We start from the raw sequence: 15,310 nt of genomic DNA, 5'->3' as shown, positions 1-15,310 counted from the left end.
AGAACCAGGAGAACGACGTGACCACCGGAGCCACCGTCTGGCTCACGGGTCTGCCGAGCGCCGGCAAGACCACCATCGCCCACGAGCTGGCCGGCCGGCTGCGCGCCGGGGGCCACCGCGTCGAGGTGCTCGACGGCGACGAGATCCGCGAGTTCATCTCGGCGGGCCTCGGCTTCTCCCGCGAGGACCGGCACACCAACGTGCAGCGCATCGGCTTCGTCGCCGAACTCCTCGCCCGCAACGGCGTGAAGGTGCTCGTCCCGGTCATCGCGCCGTACGCGGACAGCCGGGACGCGGTGCGCAAGCGGCACGAGGGGAACGGCACGACGTACCTGGAGGTGCACGTCGCGACCCCGGTCGAGGTGTGCTCCGTACGGGACGTCAAGGGCCTGTACGCCAAGCAGGCCGCGGGCGAGCTGACCGGGCTGACCGGTGTCGACGACCCGTACGAGGAGCCGGAGACGCCGGATCTGCGGATCGAGTCGCAGAACCAGACGGTGCAGGAGTCGGCCGCGTCGGTGTACGCGCTGCTGAGCGAGAGGGGACTGGCATGACGACCGTGACCGAGGTCGAGGACGGTACGCAGAGCCCGTACGCCCTGTCGCACCTGGACGCCCTCGAATCCGAGGCGGTGCACATCTTCCGCGAGGTGGCGGGCGAGTTCGAGAACCCGGTGATCCTGTTCTCCGGCGGCAAGGACTCGATCGTCATGCTGCACCTGGCGCTGAAGGCGTTCACCCCGGCGCCGGTGCCGTTCTCACTGCTGCACGTGGACACCGGGCACAACTTCCCCGAGGTGCTTCAGTACCGGGACCGTACGGTGGTCCAGCACGGGCTGCGCCTGCATGTGGCCTCGGTGCAGGACTACATCGACCGGGGTGTGCTCAAGGAGCGCCCGGACGGCACCCGCAACCCGCTGCAGACGCTTCCGCTGACGGAGAAGATCCAGAGCGAGAAGTTCGACGCGGTGTTCGGCGGCGGCCGCCGCGACGAGGAGAAGGCCCGCGCCAAGGAGCGGGTGTTCAGCCTGCGCGACGAGTTCTCCCAGTGGGACCCGCGCCGGCAGCGGCCGGAGCTGTGGAACCTGTACAACGGCCGGCACGCCCCCGGTGAGCACGTGCGGGTGTTCCCGCTGTCGAACTGGACCGAGCTGGACGTGTGGCAGTACATCGCCCGGGAGGGCATCGAGCTGCCGCAGATCTACTTCGCGCACGAGCGCGAGGTGTTCCAGCGCAGCGGCATGTGGCTGACCGCCGGCGAGTGGGGCGGCCCGAAGGACGGCGAGGTCGTCGAGAAGCGGCTCGTGCGCTACCGCACCGTCGGGGACATGTCCTGCACCGGCGCCGTCGACTCCGACGCGACCACGCTGGACGCCGTGATCGCCGAGATCGCCGCGTCCCGGCTCACCGAGCGGGGCGCGACCCGTGCCGACGACAAGCTGTCCGAGGCCGCGATGGAAGACCGCAAGCGCGAGGGGTACTTCTAAGCATGAGCACGACCACGACCGAGGCGCTCTCGGCCACCACCCTGCTGCGGTTCGCCACCGCCGGCTCCGTCGACGACGGCAAGTCCACGCTCGTGGGACGGCTGCTGCACGACTCCAAGTCGGTCCTCGCCGACCAGCTGGAGGCCGTGGAGCGGGCCTCCGCCAGCCGCGGCCAGGACGCCCCGGACCTGGCGCTGCTCACCGACGGCCTGCGCGCCGAGCGGGAGCAGGGCATCACCATCGACGTGGCCTACCGCTACTTCGCCACCCCGCGGCGCCGGTTCATCCTGGCCGACACACCGGGCCATGTGCAGTACACCCGGAACATGGTCACCGGCGCCTCCACCGCCGAGCTGACCGTGATCCTGGTCGACGCCCGCAACGGCGTGGTGGAGCAGACCCGCCGGCACGCGGCCATCGCCGCCCTGCTGCGTGTGCCGCACGTGGTGCTCGCGGTCAACAAGATGGACCTCGTCGGCTACCAGGAGAGCGTGTTCGCGGCGATCGCCGAGGAGTTCACGGCGTACGCGCTGGAGCTGGGCGTGCCCGAGGTCACCGCGATCCCGATCTCGGCGCTCGCCGGTGACAACGTGGTGGAGCCGAGTGCGAACATGGACTGGTACGGCGGCCCGACCGTCCTGGAGCACCTGGAGACCGTGCCGGTCAGCCACGACCTGGCGCACTGCCACGCCCGGCTGCCCGTGCAGTACGTGATCAGGCCGCAGACCGCCGAGCACCCGGACTACCGGGGTTACGCGGGCCAGATCGCGGCCGGCACCTTCCGGGTGGGCGAGGAGGTCACCGTCCTGCCGTCCGGGCGGACCACGCGGATCTCCGGCATCGACCTGCTGGGCGTGCCGGTGGACGTGGCGTGGACGACGCAGTCGGTGACGGTGCTGCTGGAGGACGACATCGACGTCTCGCGCGGCGACCTGATCGTGCCGACGAAGGACGCGCCGGCCACCACGCAGGACGTGGAGGCGACCGTCTGCCATGTGGCCGACGCCCCGCTGACCGTCGGGCACCGGGTGCTGCTCAAGCACGGCACCCGCACGGTCAAGGCGATCGTGAAGGACATCCCGTCCCGGCTCACCCTGGACGACCTGTCGCTGCACCCGCACCCGGGACATCTGGTCGCCAACGACATCGGCCGGGTGAAGATCCGTACCGCCGAGCCGCTGCCGGTCGACTCCTACGCCGACTCGCGGCGCACCGGCTCCTTCATCCTGATCGACCCGAGCGACGGCACCACGCTGACCGCGGGCATGGTCGGCGAGTCGTTCGCCACGCCGGAGCCGGTCAAGGACGCCTCCGAAGACGACGGCTGGGACTTCTGAACATGACGACGACCGACGTCTACTCGACGTTCGCGAAGGAGGGCGGCCGCGTCGGCAGCGGCGCCCTAGGCAGCGGGCAGGGCGGAGTGGCCCGATGTGTGCGCTGACGTACGCGCACCGCATGCGCGCCCTCACCCCCCACCGCCGTAGACGAAGACCTGCCGACCTCCCGGCCACGACCTGAGAGACCGTGACCGCCGGGCCAACGAGAGGAAAGCCTCCCGTGCCTGCCAGCAAACTCCTGCGCCGCATACTCGCGGTGACCGCCGCACTCCCCCTCCTCGCGCTCGCCGCCTGCGGTTACGGCTCCGAGGCCAAGAACGACGACACCACCAAGGTCGCCGCCGGCGCCAAGAAGACCGACGGGCTCGACTCCGTCAGGATCGGCTACTTCGGCAACCTGACCCACGCCACCGCGCTGGTCGGCCGTGAACGGGGCGTCTTCCAGAAGGAACTGGGCGCCACCAAGGCGTCCTACGCGACCTTCAACGCCGGGCCCTCCGAGATCGAGGCCCTCAACTCCGGGTCCATCGACATCGGCTGGATCGGCCCCTCCCCCGCGATCAACGGCTACACCAAGTCGGGCGGCAAGAACCTGAAGATCATCGGCGGTTCGGCCTCCGGCGGCGTGAAGCTGGTGGTGAACCCGAAGAAGATCAAGTCCCTGAAGGACGTCAAGGGCAAGAAGATCGCCACCCCGCAGCTCGGCAACACCCAGGACGTGGCGTTCCTCAACTGGATCGCCGGCCAGGGCTGGAAGGTCGACGCGGCCAGCGGCAAGGGCGACGTCACGGTCGTCCGCTCCGACAACAAGATCACCCCCGACGCCTACGCCTCCGGGTCCATCGACGGCGCCTGGGTGCCGGAGCCGACCGCGTCCAAGCTGGTCGCCGAGGGCGGCAAGGTGCTGCTGGACGAGTCGTCGCTGTGGCCGGACAAGAAGTTCGTGATCACGAACATCATCGTGCGGCAGGCCTTCCTGAAGGAGCACCCGAAGGCGGTCGAGGCGGTGCTGAAGGCCTCCGTCGAGGCCAACAAGTGGATCAACGCCAACCCGGACCAGGCGAAGGCGGCCGCGAACAAGCAGCTGGCGGCGGACTCCGGCAAGGCCCTTCCGGCGAACGTCCTCGACCCGGCGTGGAAGTCCATCCAGTTCACCGACGACCCGCTGGCCTCGACCCTCGACACCGAGGCGGAGCACGCGGTCAAGGCCGGTCTGCTGGACAAGCCGGACCTCAAGGGGATCTACGACCTGACGATCCTCAACAAGGTCCTCAAGGCCTCGGGCGAGAGCACGGTCAGCGACGCCGGTCTCGGCGGCTGACACCCACCCGACGAGTTCCCAGGAGGTGACGACCATGGCCACGACTCTCGCCAAGGCCGACGAGTCGGTCGACTACGCGGCACGCCTCGAGCATGTCTCGAAGTCCTTTGCGACACCCGGCGGGCAGCAGCTCGTCCTGGACGACATCAGCATCGATGTCGCGCCCGGCGAGTTCGTCACCCTCCTGGGGGCCTCGGGCTGCGGCAAGTCCACGCTGCTGAACCTGGTGGCCGGCCTGGACCGGCCGAGCGCCGGCTCCATCACGACGGACGGCCGGCCGGCCCTGATGTTCCAGGAGCACGCCCTGTTCCCGTGGCTGACCGCGGGCAAGAACATCGAACTCGCCCTGAAACTGAGGGGAGTTCCGAAGAACGAGCGGCGCGGCAAGGCCGAGGAGCTGCTCGAACTGGTCCGGCTGAAGGGCGCGTACGGCAAGCGCGTCCACGAGCTGTCCGGCGGTATGCGCCAGCGGGTGGCGATGGCCCGCGCGCTGGCGCAGGAGAGCAGCCTGCTGCTGATGGACGAGCCGTTCGCGGCGCTGGACGCCATCACCCGGGACGTGCTGCACGACGAGCTGACCCGCATCTGGGCGGAGACCGGCCTGTCGGTGCTGTTCGTGACGCACAACGTGCGCGAGGCGGTGCGGCTCGCCCAGCGGGTCGTGCTGCTGTCGTCCCGGCCCGGCCGGATCGCCCGCGAGTGGCAGGTGGACATCCCGCAGCCGCGGCGTATCGAGGACGCCCCGGTGGCGGAACTGTCCCTTGAGATCACCGAAGTCCTGCGTGGGGAGATCCGCCGCCATGGCCAGCACTGACACGACGAAGACCGCTCCGCGGGACGCCGGCAGCGTCGAGGCGGGCCTGGACGCCCTGGAGACCGCGGTCGTCGGCCGCGCACCGCTGAGGCAGACGATCGTCAACAAGATCCTGCCGCCGCTCGTCGCGATCGCGGTGGTCCTCGCGGCCTGGTCCCTGCTCTACCCGGTCGTCGACAACCCGACCAAGCTGCCGTCGCCGGCGGCCGTGGGCGGCGCCTTCAAGGACGCCTGGCTGCAGGGCGACCTGCTCGGGTACATCTGGACGTCCGTCTCGCGCGGTCTGCTGGGCTTCGCCTTCGCCCTGCTCATCGGCACCCCGCTGGGTCTGCTGGTGGCCCGGGTGAAGTTCGTGCGCGCGGCCATCGGGCCGATCCTGTCCGGTCTGCAGTCGCTGCCGTCGGTGGCGTGGGTGCCGCCCGCGGTGATCTGGCTGGGCCTGAACAACTCGATGATGTACGCGGTGATCCTGCTCGGCGCGGTGCCCTCCATCGCCAACGGCCTGGTGTCCGGCGTGGACCAGGTGCCGCCGCTGTTCCTGCGCGCGGGCCGCACCATGGGCGCGACCGGCGTCAGGGGCGTCTGGCACGTCACCCTGCCTGCCGCGCTCCCCGGCTATGTGGCCGGCATGAAGCAGGGCTGGGCCTTCTCCTGGCGTTCGCTGATGGCCGCCGAGATCATCGCGAACTTCCCCGACCTGGGTACGGGCCTGGGGCAGTTGCTGGAGAACGCCCGCACCGCCAGCGACATGGCCATGGTGTTCGAGGCCATCCTGCTCATCCTGTTCGTCGGCATCGCCATCGACCTGCTGATCTTCAGCCCGCTGGAGCGCTGGGTGCTGCGCAGCCGCGGGCTGCTGGTGAAGGGCTGACATGAACGAGCCCGTGCTCCTCGTCATCGCCCACGGCAGCCGCGATCCGCGGCATGCCCGGACCGTGCACGCCCTGGTGGAGCGGGTGCGGTCGATGCGGCCGGGGCTGCGCGTGGAGACCGGGTTCCTGGACTTCAACGTGCCGTCGGTGCACGGCGTGCTGGAGTCGCTGGACGGCGAGGGGGTGCGGGACGTGGTGGCGCTGCCGCTGCTGCTGACCCGCGCCTTCCACGCCAAGGCCGACATCCCGGCCGTGCTGCGGGAGGCGCCGGCCCGGCTGCGGATCCGGCAGGCCGACGTGCTCGGTCCGTCGCCGCTGCTGCTGGCGGCGCTGGAGCGGCGGCTGTACGAGGCGGGACTGACGCCCGCCGACAAGTCCTCGACCGGGGTCGTGCTGGCCTCGGCGGGGTCCACCGACCCGGAGGCGATCGCAGTGATCGCAGCAATCGCGCGGGAGTGGCGGCACACCGGTTGGTGCGCCGTGCGGCCTGCGTTCGCCTCCGCATCCCTTCCGCGCACCGAGGACGCCGTGGCCGAGCTGCGCGCCCTCGGATGCGCGCGGGTGGCCGTCGCGCCGTACGTCCTGGCCCCCGGCTTTCTGCCGGACCGCATCGCGCGGGGCGCGGCCGGGGCGGACGTACGGGCGGACGTGCTGGGCCCGGCGCCCGAGGTGGCGCGGGTGCTGCTGGAACGCTACGCCGCCGCGCGCCGTCCGGCGCTGACGGCGCTGGGCGCCTGACCGGTCCTCGGGCGTCCTCAGCGGGTCACAGATCGAGCCCGTTCAGGAGCTGCCGGGTGTAGTTGAGACTGGCGGTACCGGCGCCCGCGGTGATGGCGACGTTCTCCAGCGCGGTGCGGATGCGGCCCCGGTTGGGCGGCAGGCCGTCCTCGGCGGACAGCGCCAGCTCCGCCTGGATGACCTCCCCGTTGCCGGCGATCCCCGGGTACTCGGCCCGCAGTGCCTCGGTGAGCCGGTCGGCGACGGCCATGAGGGTCTCGAGGTCCGGCGGGCCGTTCCTCAGGTCGATATGACTGAAATCGTGGGAGCCGTTCCCGAAGGTGTAGCTGCTCATGCGGTGTCCTCGCTTGTGGTTCCGAAGGAGCCTTCGGCGGTGCGGGTGGCTACGGCTTCGGCGCGGGCGACCAGGATCTGGCTGCCGAAGGCGCTGGGGCGGCCGACGTTACCGGTGTCGCGGGCCGGTGCCCGGCGGCCAAGGGCCGTCGCGCAGCGGGCCGGTGAGGGGTGACGCCCGCATACGCGGTCGAGAAGGCCGAAAATCGCCACCCATCTGGGTGATAGCTGTCCGTTGACCAGGCGCCGGAGGCGGTGAGGGGCGCGCGGAGCACCGCGGTCGCGCGGCGCACAAGCAGGTGGTCGGGCGCCCCGCGTGCGCTGCCGCGCCGCGCCGGTGCTCCCGGCCGCCGGGCCGCTGCCCGCCCGGGGTGCCGCGCCGGCGCCGGTGGTGGTCCGCCCGTCACGCTCATCCGCCCCTCGTCCCCTTCCGGCCGTCTGCGCGCTTCACCCTAGGGACCGCGGGACGCGTTTGTCGCGAGGTTCCGAGAGGGCTGGCCCTGGAGGCGGGGCACGTGGTAGAGGGCGAAGGCCGCCGCGGTCCGGCGCTCCCCTGTGACGTCGGACCGCGGCGGCTCTTCGTTCTGCGCCGGTCGGAATCCGCGTGTCACACGCTCGTCGGGGACGAGGGGTGGTTATCGGCCACCCCCGGTGCCTTCAGTCGAAGCGGAGGGCGCCGGTGCGGGTGCGCTTGAGTTCGAAGAGGTCGGGGTGGCGGGCCAGCACCCGGAAGCTGTCGAAGAGTCCGGCCGCCTCCTCGCCCCGCGGCACGGCGCGCAGCACGGGCCCGAACCACACCGTGCCGTCGACGTGGAGGGTCGGCGTGCCCACATAGCCGCCCGTCTCCGGCTCGGCGCCGGCCTCGTGGCTGCGGCGCACCGCGTCGTCGTACGACGGATCGTGCGCGGCGGCCGACAGCTCGGCCGGCAGCCCGAGTTCGGCCAGCGACTCGGTGACCACCCGGTCGAAGTCCTCCGTCCGGGCCTCGTGGATACGGGTGCCGAACGCGGTGTAGAGGTCGCGCAGCACCGTCTCGCCGTGCCGTTCGGCGGCGGCCACGGCGACCCGCACCGGGCCGATGGAGCGGTCGACCAGGTCCCGGTACCAGTCGGGGAGTTCGTTGCCGGTGTTGTGCAGGAAGAGGCTCATCACCCGGAACCGGAGGTCGAGAGGGCGCAGCCGCTCGACCTCCAGCAGCCAGCGGGAGGTGATCCAGGCGAAGGGGCAGGCCGGGTCGAAGAAGACGTCGACCCGGGTCGGTGCGGGCTCGGTGGCGGAGTCGCGGTGCGTCATGACAGCAACGCTAGTGCGGCATTGGTTCAGCGTCCCGGCCCAATGCGGGATTGTTCCACCGGTCCAATTCCCCGTGCGGGCCGGCTTCGGCGGGCGGCCGTGGGGACGACCGGCGCGTCGGCGTGCGGCAGCACGTCACTGTGCCGGAGCGGTCAGCTCGACCAGTTTGAGCACGGTGTTCCAGTTCCGGCTCGTGGCGATCAGGCCCTTGGTCACCGGTCGGCGCGAGAGCGCCTCGGCGAGCTTGGAGCGGCCGAGGCCCTCGGGGGCGTACAGGTACAGGCAGCGGTCGCCGAGGCGGAACTCCTCCGGGAGATGGGCCGCGGGGTCGATCGGCGCGAACCGGTCCGGGGTGACCGGCGCGGAGAAGTACGTGACGTGCAGCTGCTTGGGCGCGAGGTCGGCGGCCGGGAACGGGCAGGCCTCGGCGACCGCCTTCAGATAGGCGTGGTCGCGCACGATCACGTCGACCGGGAAGCCGAACCGCTCCTCGATCGCCCGGCTCAGCTCCGCCGCGAGCGAGGCCTCGTCGCCGTGACCGGCGGTGAACACGGCCTGGCCGCTCTGCAGATGGGTCCGTACACCGGTGTGGCCGAGGCCGGCCAGCAGCGAGCGGAGGTCGGCCATGGGCACCTTCTTGCTGCCGCCGACGTTGATTCCGCGCAACAGCGCCGCGTAGGTCGTCATCCGGCCAGCCTAGAGCGGCCGTCGTGCCCCGTGGGGGCGGGCACGACGACCGGGGCCCGCGCCAGGCGGGCTGCGCGAAACTCTGGCCGATTCGCGGGCGCCGTATCAACCTCTCCACGGACCTGTGACTGGTTCAACAAGGTTTCGTCATCACAAACCGTTGCGCCGGCGGCAGAACGGACAGCCCGCGTCGCACGGCCCCCGCGACCCCGAGAGGCGTTCCGGGGAAGCCCCGATAGGTGTAAGGGACCGTGGTCCTCCCCAGTGCCGACGCGCGGGCAGCCGAGTTCACCGGGCAGCACGACGAGGCGCGTTCGGGCGGCTCATACCGTCGTACGGAGGAAACGCAGACGTGGCGGCAGGGGGTCGCCACCGCACACGAGGGGGAAGGCCCGCGATGGGGAACAGGGATGTGCGGGTGCGGGGGCTGGCCGCCCGCGCCGGCGGCTGGAGCGCCCGGCACCGCTGGGCGGCCGTCGGCATATGGGTGCTGTTCGTCGTGCTGGCCATGGGGCTGGGCTCGGCGGCGGGCCGGGTCGACGTCGACGAGAACAACCAGCTCAAGGGCGAGACGCACACCGCCGCGCAGATCATCGACGACGCAGGCATCAAGCAGCCGGCCGGGGAGACGGTGCTGATCCAGGCCGAGTCCGGTCCGGTCACGGCGACTTCGGCCGAGTTCCGGGCCGCCGTCGCCGACGTGGTGAAGGCGGTCGAGGGTACCGGGAAGGTCACGGCCGTGACCTCGCCGTACGACACGCACACCGTCTCCCGCGACGGCCGCAGCGCGCTGGTGCAGTTCGACATGCGCGGGGACGCCGGGACGGCCGTCGACCGGGTCGAGCCGGTGCTGAACGCCGTCGCCGGGGTGCAGAAGGCGCACGGCGGCTTGCGGATCGAGGAGATCGGCAGCGCCAGCATGCAGAAGCAGTACAAGGACGCCTTCGGGAACGACTTCAAGAAGGCCGAGTACTCGGCGGTGCCGGTGGCGTTCGGCATCCTGCTGATCGCCTTCGGGGCGCTGGTGGCGGCGCTGCTGCCGGTGGGCCTCGCGATCACCGCGATCGTGGCGACGATGGGCCTGATGGGCATCGTCAGCCATCTGCAGCCGATGAGCGACACCGCCAACTCCGTGATGCTGCTGGTCGGTATGGCCGTCGGCGTCGACTACTGCCTGTTCTATCTGCGCCGTGAGCGCGAGGAGCGGCAGGCCGGGCGGGACGCGGGCACGGCCCTGAGGATCGCCGCCGCCACCAGTGGCCGGGCGGTCATCGTCTCCGGTGTCACGGTGTGCGTGGCGATGGCGGGCATGCTGTTCACCGGGCTCGCCGAGTTCGAGGCGATGGGCCTGGCCTCGCTGATGGTGGTCGCGGTCGCCATGGTCGGGTCGGTGACGGTCCTGCCGGCGCTGCTGTCGCTGCTCGGCGAGCGGGTGGAGAAGGGCCGCATCCCGTTCCTGAGGCGGCGAGGCGGCAACCGGGCCGCGGGCGACGGCAGCCGGGTCTGGACCGCCGTGCTGCGCGCCGTGCTGGCCAGGCCGCTGGTCTCGGTCGTCGTGGCGGCCGGTGCGCTGCTGGCGGTCGCGGCGCCCGCGCTCGGCATGAAGACCCAGCAGCTCACCCTGGACCAGGAGTTCGGCAAGTCGCTGCCGATCGTGCAGACGTACAACCGGATCAACGACGCCTTCCCGGGCGGCAGCGAGCCGGCCCAGGTCGTCGTCAAGGCCAAGGACATCGGCGCGCCCGAGGTGCGGCAGGCTCTCGCCGCCTTCAAACAGCGGGCGCTCTCCTCGGGGGCCTCGCGCGGCCCCATCGACATCCGGGTGCACGACGCGCAGAACGTCGCCTTGGTCTCGGTGCCGCTGGTCGGCGGCTCCGACATGGACCGGGCGGTCAAGAGCCTGGACAAGCTGCGCGACGAGGTGCGGCCCGCCACGCTCGGAAAGGTGGACGGCGTGCAGGCGCCGATCACCGGGCAGGTGGCCGGCAACCACGACTTCAACGACCAGCTGCTCGGCTCCGTCGTCCCGGTCTTCGCGTTCGTGATCGTCTTCGCCTTCCTGCTGATGCTGCTGTCGTTCCGCTCGCTGACCGTCGCGCTCACCTCGATCGTGCTCAACCTGCTGTCGGTGGGCGCCGCGTACGGCATCCTCGTCGCGGTCTTCCAGCACGGCTGGGGCGCCTCGCTGGTGGGCGCGCAGGGCGTCGGCGCGATCGTGACCTGGCTGCCGCTGTTCCTGTTCGTGATCCTGTTCGGGCTGTCGATGGACTACCACGTGTTCGTGGTGTCCCGGATCCGCGAGGCCCGGATGAACGGCCGTACGACGAAGGACGCGATCCGGCACGGTGTGGTCACCACGGCCGGCGTCGTCACCAGTGCCGCGGTCATCATGGTCGCCGTGTTCGCCATCTTCGGCACGCTGTCGATGCAGTCCATGAAGCAGATGGGCGTGGGCCTGGCCGCGGCGGTGCTCATCGACGCGACGGTCATCCGCGGTGTGCTCCTGCCGGCCGTGATGGCCCTGCTCGGCGAGCGCAACTGGTACCTGCCGAAGTGGCTGCACCGCCTGCCCGACCTCACCCACGACGAGGGGCCCGCTGCGGGCCCCGTCCGGCCGGTGCGCGAGGAGGGGGAGCCGGAGCGGCTGCCGGTGTGAGGGTGCGCCTGCCCGGTGGGGCGGCGGAGCCGCATGCCGACACGGCCCCGCGCCCCTTAGGGGCGCCTGATATCGGGTCACCTGGGCGAATGCGAGACTGGCCGGGTACGGCGTACAGCGCAGCGGGACGGTGGGAGGCGGCGGGATGGACGAGGTGCGGGCGCGGGGCGTGCTGGCCGCGGCGGGGGTGGTGTCGGGGCCGGTCGGGGACGCGGCGCTGCTCGCCCTCGGCGAGAACGCGGTGTTCGCCGCCGGTGACCTCGTGGTGAAGGTGGGCCGGGACGCCGAGTTGCTGGAGCGGGCCCGGCGCGAGGTGGAGACCGCCGGCTGGCTCGCCGAGGCGGGCGTGCCGGCGGTCCGGCCCGCCGAGCCGAAGCCGCGGCTGGTCGAGGGCCACCCGGTGACGGTGTGGCACCGGCTGCCGGACCCGGTGCGGCCCGCCGAGCCGCGCGATCTGGCCCAGCTGCTGCGCATGGTGCACGCACTTCCTTCTCCTCCTTTCGCCTTGCCGCCCCGCGAACTGCTGGGCGGCGTGGAGCGGTGGCTGCGGCTGGCGGGCGACGCGATCGACCCCGAGGACGCGGCCTACCTCCGGGCGCGCCGGGACGGGTTCGCGGCGCAAGCGGCCGCGCTGACGCCCCATCTGCCGCCGGGCCCGATCCACGGCGACGCGCTGCCCCGCAATGTGCACGTCGGACCGGACGGCCCGGTCCTGGTCGACCTGGAGACCTTCTCCGCCGACCTGCGCGAACACGACCTGGTGGTCATGGCGCTCTCCCGCGACCGGTACGGGCTGCCCGACGAGGCGTACGACTCCTTTGTCGAGACGTACGGGTGGGACGTGCGGGAGTGGGAGGGCTGTGCGGTGCTGCGCGGCGCCCGGGAGACGGCGAGTTGCGCCTGGGTGGCTCAGCACGCGCCGAGCAATCCGAAGGCGCTGGCGGAGTTCCGGCGACGGGTGGGGTCGCTGCGGGGCGGGGACGAGACCGTCCGCTGGTACCCGTTCTGACGGTGCTCCGGCGTTGCCCGGCACCCTGCCCGCAGCCGCGCCGGTACGACGGCCGCGGCCGGCAGTGCCCCCGGCCTACGCGGGCTGGCTCTCGGCCGGTTCCCGCAGGGGCCACGCCGCGTCCACCACCGCGCCCGCGTCCCCCTTGCTCCGCAGGAACGCCTGGAAGTCCGCCGCCCACTGCGCGTACCACTCGATCTGCCGGCGATGGAGGTCGGCCGGCGGCAGGGACGCGATCTTCGGGTGGCGGTCGGCTATCGCGGACGCGAGCCGCGCCGCGGCCAGGGCGTCGGCGGGGGCCGTGTGGGCGGCGTCGAGGGTGATGCCGTACTCGGCGCAGACCGCTTCCAGGTTCCGCTTGCCGCGGCGGTAGCGGTCGACCCAGCGGTCGATGGTGTAGGGGTCGATGACCGGGGCGGGGGCCAGGCCGCCCAGGCGGTCGGCGAGGGACGGCAGGGCGTGCCGCCGGAGTTCGGCGGAGAGCAGGGTGAGGTCGAAGGCCGCGTTGTAGGCGACGACCGGGACGCCCGTCCTCCAGTAGCCCACCAGGGTGTCAGCGATGGAGTCGGCCACCCGGTCGGCCGGGTGGCCCTCGGCCGTCGCCCGCGCGGTGCTGATGCCGTGCACCGCGACCGCGTCGGCCGGGATCTCCACGCCCGGATCGGCCAGCCATTCCCTGCGGCCCATGGGCTCACCGGCCCTGACCTCGATCACCGCGCCGGTGACGATGCGTGCCTCGCGCGGATCGGTCCCGGTCGTCTCCAGGTCGAAGCCGATCAGCAGCTCCTGGTGCCAGCCCATGGGCGGCCCCCCTTCTTGGTGGTGCGTTCCCCCAGTGGCCTCCACCCTCGCACGCGGCACTGACAATCAGAGGATCGCGTTCCGCTTGCACCGGTGGACAGTTCAGGACACCGGGCGCGAATCCGCCCAGGCCGCCTCGAACTCCTCGCGGTATGTCGGGAAGAGCCCCGCTTCGCCCGTGTCGTCCGACTTGACCAGCTTGCTGCCGTTGCGCAGTACCAGCACCGGCGACTCCATCCCGCGCGCCCCGCGCAGGTAGGACTGCACCACGGCGATGCCGTCGGCGCCGTCGCCGTCCACCAGGTAGGCGGTGAAGCGCGGCGTCTCGTCGTAGACCTGGATCTCGAAGGCGCCCGGGTCGCGCAGCCGGGAGCGCACCCGGCGCATGTGCAGGATGTTCATCTCGACGGACCGGCTCAGTTCGCCCCGTTTCATCCCGAGTTCGCGTTCGCGGCGCTTGACCGAGCTGGAGGCCGGGTTGAGGAAGAGCAGCCGTACCCGGCAGCCGGACTCGGCGAGCCGGACCAGGCGGCGGCCGGAGAAGTTCTGCACCAGCAGGTTGAGGCCGATGCCGATGGCGTCGACACGGCGGGCGCCGCCGAAGATGTCCTCGGCCGGGAACTGCCGCAGCAGCCGCACCCGGTCGGGGTGGACGGCGACGACGTCGGCGTACCGGTCGCCGACCAGGTCCTCGACCGCGTCCACGGGCAGCCGGCGCGCGGAGGGCACGTCGCCGCCGGCGCCGAGCATCTCCAGCAGCCGGGCGGAGGCCCGCTCGGCCTGGCCGAGGACCGCCTCGGACAGCGCACGGTTGCGGGAGACGACGTTGCGGGTCACCTCCAGCTCGTCCAGGGCGAGTTCGAGGTCGCGGCGCTCGTCGAAGTACGGCTCGAAGCAGGGCCAGTGCTGCACCATCAGCTCGCGCAGCTGCGGCAGGGTGAGGAAGCTGAGCACGTTGTCGTCGGCCGGGTCGAGCAAGTAGCCCTTGCGGCGGCTGACTTCACGGACGGCGACCGCCCGCTGCACCCACTCCTGCCCGGCCGGACCGGCCGCGGCGACCACCCAGTCGTCCCCGTGGACGGGCTCGTAGATGGGGCGCAGCACGGCGGCGACGACCGCGCGCAGCCGCTGTTCGACGAGGTTCAGCCAGATGTAGGCCCGGCCGGCCCGCTGGGCGCGGGTGCGCACCTCGCGCCAGGCGTCGGCGTCCCAGTCCAGCTCCGGCCCGATGGACCCCGCGTCCATCGGGCGGGCCAGGGACACCGCGCCGGGCGGGACGTCTGTGGAGTTCCCCTCGTGACCCTCGTCACCAGGGGGCAGCTCCAGGCCTCCCGAGCCCACCCGTGCACCGCCTTCCGCTCCCCCGGGCCTTTCCCAGTCTCAACGATCAAGGAAGGGTACTCCGCGAGCGGTGGGCGGTGCAGCCGGATGGACAGGTCGGTTTCTCAACTGTTTTCCTCAACTGCTCGGCCCTCAGTGGCCGTTCTGCCGTGGGAGCTCACGTGGAGTGAGCGGATTCATAGCCGTCACGTCCCGCGGCGGCCCGCGCGCGAAGCCCTGCCGGTGCACCGGGGCGGGCCGCCGGTCCCCGTTCCCCACGACGACGGCGTTCACCCGGACCGGGGAGTGAACGGCCCGGCCCCGGCCGAGCCGCCTCCGGCGCTCATGCCGCCGTCTCTCGCCCACGCCGGAGGCGTCGGCCGGGTGACGGCGGCCGCCGACGCGGGGGCCGCAGCTGCCGCTGACGCGCCCGGCAGCGGTGCGCTGTGTCACGCCCAGCCTCCCGCGCTCCCCGCGGGTTCACGGGAATGCACACGACCCCCACTGATGCGGCCCACAGCGGGTACCGGAGTCGCCGTGTGCGCCGGTCGGTGGGTAAGAAGTCACGGAGGTTCCGTCAATTCGGGGAGACTCGGGGGCCAAGGCGGCCCCGGGGCGGCGGCACACCTGGGAGAGTCGT

At 72.0% G+C, this 15,310-nt stretch carries 14 protein-coding genes; 9 read left to right on the top strand and 5 right to left on the bottom strand.

Going from position 1 to position 15,310, the window contains the following annotated elements:
- Positions 1-17: 17 nt before the first annotated feature.
- The 7 genes from cysC (at position 18) to AB0950_RS13640 (ending at position 6,571) form a co-directional block, all read left to right on the top strand.
- Entirely contained in the window at positions 18-554 is a 537-nt protein-coding gene (gene cysC / locus AB0950_RS13670; RefSeq protein WP_360148540.1) for an adenylyl-sulfate kinase, read from the top strand.
- Positions 551-1,486: a sulfate adenylyltransferase subunit CysD gene (gene cysD / locus AB0950_RS13665; RefSeq protein WP_366778554.1), complete on the top strand. Its 936-nt coding sequence runs from the start codon at positions 551-553 to the stop codon at positions 1,484-1,486. The genes cysC and cysD overlap by 4 nt, the downstream gene beginning before the upstream one ends.
- 2 nt (positions 1,487-1,488) lie before the next feature.
- Positions 1,489-2,823: a GTP-binding protein gene (locus tag AB0950_RS13660; RefSeq protein ID WP_360570512.1), complete on the top strand. Its 1,335-nt coding sequence runs from the start codon at positions 1,489-1,491 to the stop codon at positions 2,821-2,823.
- A 223-nt stretch (positions 2,824-3,046) separates the two neighbouring features.
- On the top strand, positions 3,047-4,147 hold the full coding sequence (locus AB0950_RS13655) for an aliphatic sulfonate ABC transporter substrate-binding protein (protein WP_360570510.1): 1,101 nt from the start codon (positions 3,047-3,049) through the stop codon (positions 4,145-4,147).
- A 34-nt stretch (positions 4,148-4,181) separates the two neighbouring features.
- Positions 4,182-4,961: an ABC transporter ATP-binding protein gene (locus AB0950_RS13650; protein WP_360147608.1), complete on the top strand. Its 780-nt coding sequence runs from the start codon at positions 4,182-4,184 to the stop codon at positions 4,959-4,961.
- Positions 4,948-5,832 carry an ABC transporter permease gene (locus tag AB0950_RS13645; RefSeq protein ID WP_360147611.1) on the top strand — a complete coding sequence of 295 codons (885 nt, stop codon included), beginning with the start codon at positions 4,948-4,950 and terminating at the stop codon, positions 5,830-5,832. Before AB0950_RS13650 ends, AB0950_RS13645 begins: the two co-directional genes overlap by 14 nt.
- Position 5,833: 1 nt before the next feature.
- Positions 5,834-6,571: a sirohydrochlorin chelatase gene (locus AB0950_RS13640; RefSeq protein WP_366778553.1), complete on the top strand. Its 738-nt coding sequence runs from the start codon at positions 5,834-5,836 to the stop codon at positions 6,569-6,571.
- Between the two features lie 25 nt (positions 6,572-6,596).
- Here AB0950_RS13640 and AB0950_RS13635 read toward each other — a convergent pair whose 3' ends face one another.
- The 3 genes from AB0950_RS13635 to AB0950_RS13625 all read right to left on the bottom strand — a co-directional run bounded on the left by AB0950_RS13635 (position 6,597) and on the right by AB0950_RS13625 (position 8,884).
- A complete protein-coding gene (locus AB0950_RS13635) occupies positions 6,597-6,905 on the bottom strand; it encodes a hypothetical protein (protein ID WP_360147617.1) in 309 nt (102 codons plus the stop codon).
- Between the two features lie 656 nt (positions 6,906-7,561).
- Positions 7,562-8,197, bottom strand: a complete 636-nt coding sequence (locus AB0950_RS13630; protein WP_360570508.1) for a DsbA family protein — start codon at positions 8,195-8,197, stop codon at positions 7,562-7,564.
- A gap of 135 nt (positions 8,198-8,332) precedes the next feature.
- Positions 8,333-8,884, bottom strand: coding sequence for a DUF1697 domain-containing protein (locus AB0950_RS13625; protein WP_360147623.1), 552 nt, complete (start codon positions 8,882-8,884; stop codon positions 8,333-8,335).
- A gap of 397 nt (positions 8,885-9,281) precedes the next feature.
- Here AB0950_RS13625 and AB0950_RS13620 point away from each other — a divergent pair, with 397 nt between their 5' ends.
- Together AB0950_RS13620 and AB0950_RS13615 are read left to right on the top strand one after the other, a co-directional pair.
- Complete coding sequence (locus AB0950_RS13620) at positions 9,282-11,540, top strand: MMPL family transporter (protein WP_366778551.1); 2,259 nt, start codon at positions 9,282-9,284, stop codon at positions 11,538-11,540.
- Positions 11,541-11,685: 145 nt separating this feature from the next.
- Positions 11,686-12,549: an aminoglycoside phosphotransferase family protein gene (locus AB0950_RS13615; RefSeq protein ID WP_366778550.1), complete on the top strand. Its 864-nt coding sequence runs from the start codon at positions 11,686-11,688 to the stop codon at positions 12,547-12,549.
- Between the two features lie 75 nt (positions 12,550-12,624).
- On the opposite strand, the gene AB0950_RS13610 is transcribed toward AB0950_RS13615, so the two are convergent.
- Positions 12,625-13,350, bottom strand: a complete 726-nt coding sequence (locus AB0950_RS13610; RefSeq protein WP_360147632.1) for a 3'-5' exonuclease — start codon at positions 13,348-13,350, stop codon at positions 12,625-12,627.
- Between the two features lie 102 nt (positions 13,351-13,452).
- Positions 13,453-14,691 (bottom strand): SAV2148 family HEPN domain-containing protein, encoded by a 1,239-nt coding sequence (locus tag AB0950_RS13605; protein WP_366778549.1) that lies wholly within the window; start codon positions 14,689-14,691, stop codon positions 13,453-13,455.
- Positions 14,692-15,310 lie beyond the last annotated feature (619 nt).

Source organism: Streptomyces sp. NPDC007189, from assembly GCF_040703635.1.
Lineage (GTDB): Bacteria > Actinomycetota > Actinomycetes > Streptomycetales > Streptomycetaceae > Streptomyces.
The sequence above is the reverse complement of the archived record's forward strand: the minus strand, read 5'-3'. Positions and strand labels throughout refer to the sequence as shown.

Bases quoted from the DNA above. Each gene is read 5' to 3' on its own strand.
- cysD (WP_366778554.1), top strand. From the start codon at position 551: ATGACGACCGTGACCGAGGTCGAGGACGGTACGCAGAGCCCGTACGCC.
- AB0950_RS13660 (WP_360570512.1), top strand. From the start codon at position 1,489: ATGAGCACGACCACGACCGAGGCGCTCTCGGCCACCACCCTGCTGCGG.
- AB0950_RS13650 (WP_360147608.1), top strand. From the start codon at position 4,182: ATGGCCACGACTCTCGCCAAGGCCGACGAGTCGGTCGACTACGCGGCA.
- AB0950_RS13645 (WP_360147611.1), top strand. From the start codon at position 4,948: ATGGCCAGCACTGACACGACGAAGACCGCTCCGCGGGACGCCGGCAGC.
- AB0950_RS13640 (WP_366778553.1), top strand. From the start codon at position 5,834: ATGAACGAGCCCGTGCTCCTCGTCATCGCCCACGGCAGCCGCGATCCG.
- AB0950_RS13635 (WP_360147617.1), bottom strand. From the start codon at position 6,905: ATGAGCAGCTACACCTTCGGGAACGGCTCCCACGATTTCAGTCATATC.
- AB0950_RS13630 (WP_360570508.1), bottom strand. From the start codon at position 8,197: ATGACGCACCGCGACTCCGCCACCGAGCCCGCACCGACCCGGGTCGAC.
- AB0950_RS13625 (WP_360147623.1), bottom strand. From the start codon at position 8,884: ATGACGACCTACGCGGCGCTGTTGCGCGGAATCAACGTCGGCGGCAGC.
- AB0950_RS13620 (WP_366778551.1), top strand. From the start codon at position 9,282: ATGGGGAACAGGGATGTGCGGGTGCGGGGGCTGGCCGCCCGCGCCGGC.
- AB0950_RS13615 (WP_366778550.1), top strand. From the start codon at position 11,686: ATGGACGAGGTGCGGGCGCGGGGCGTGCTGGCCGCGGCGGGGGTGGTG.
- AB0950_RS13610 (WP_360147632.1), bottom strand. From the start codon at position 13,350: ATGGGCTGGCACCAGGAGCTGCTGATCGGCTTCGACCTGGAGACGACC.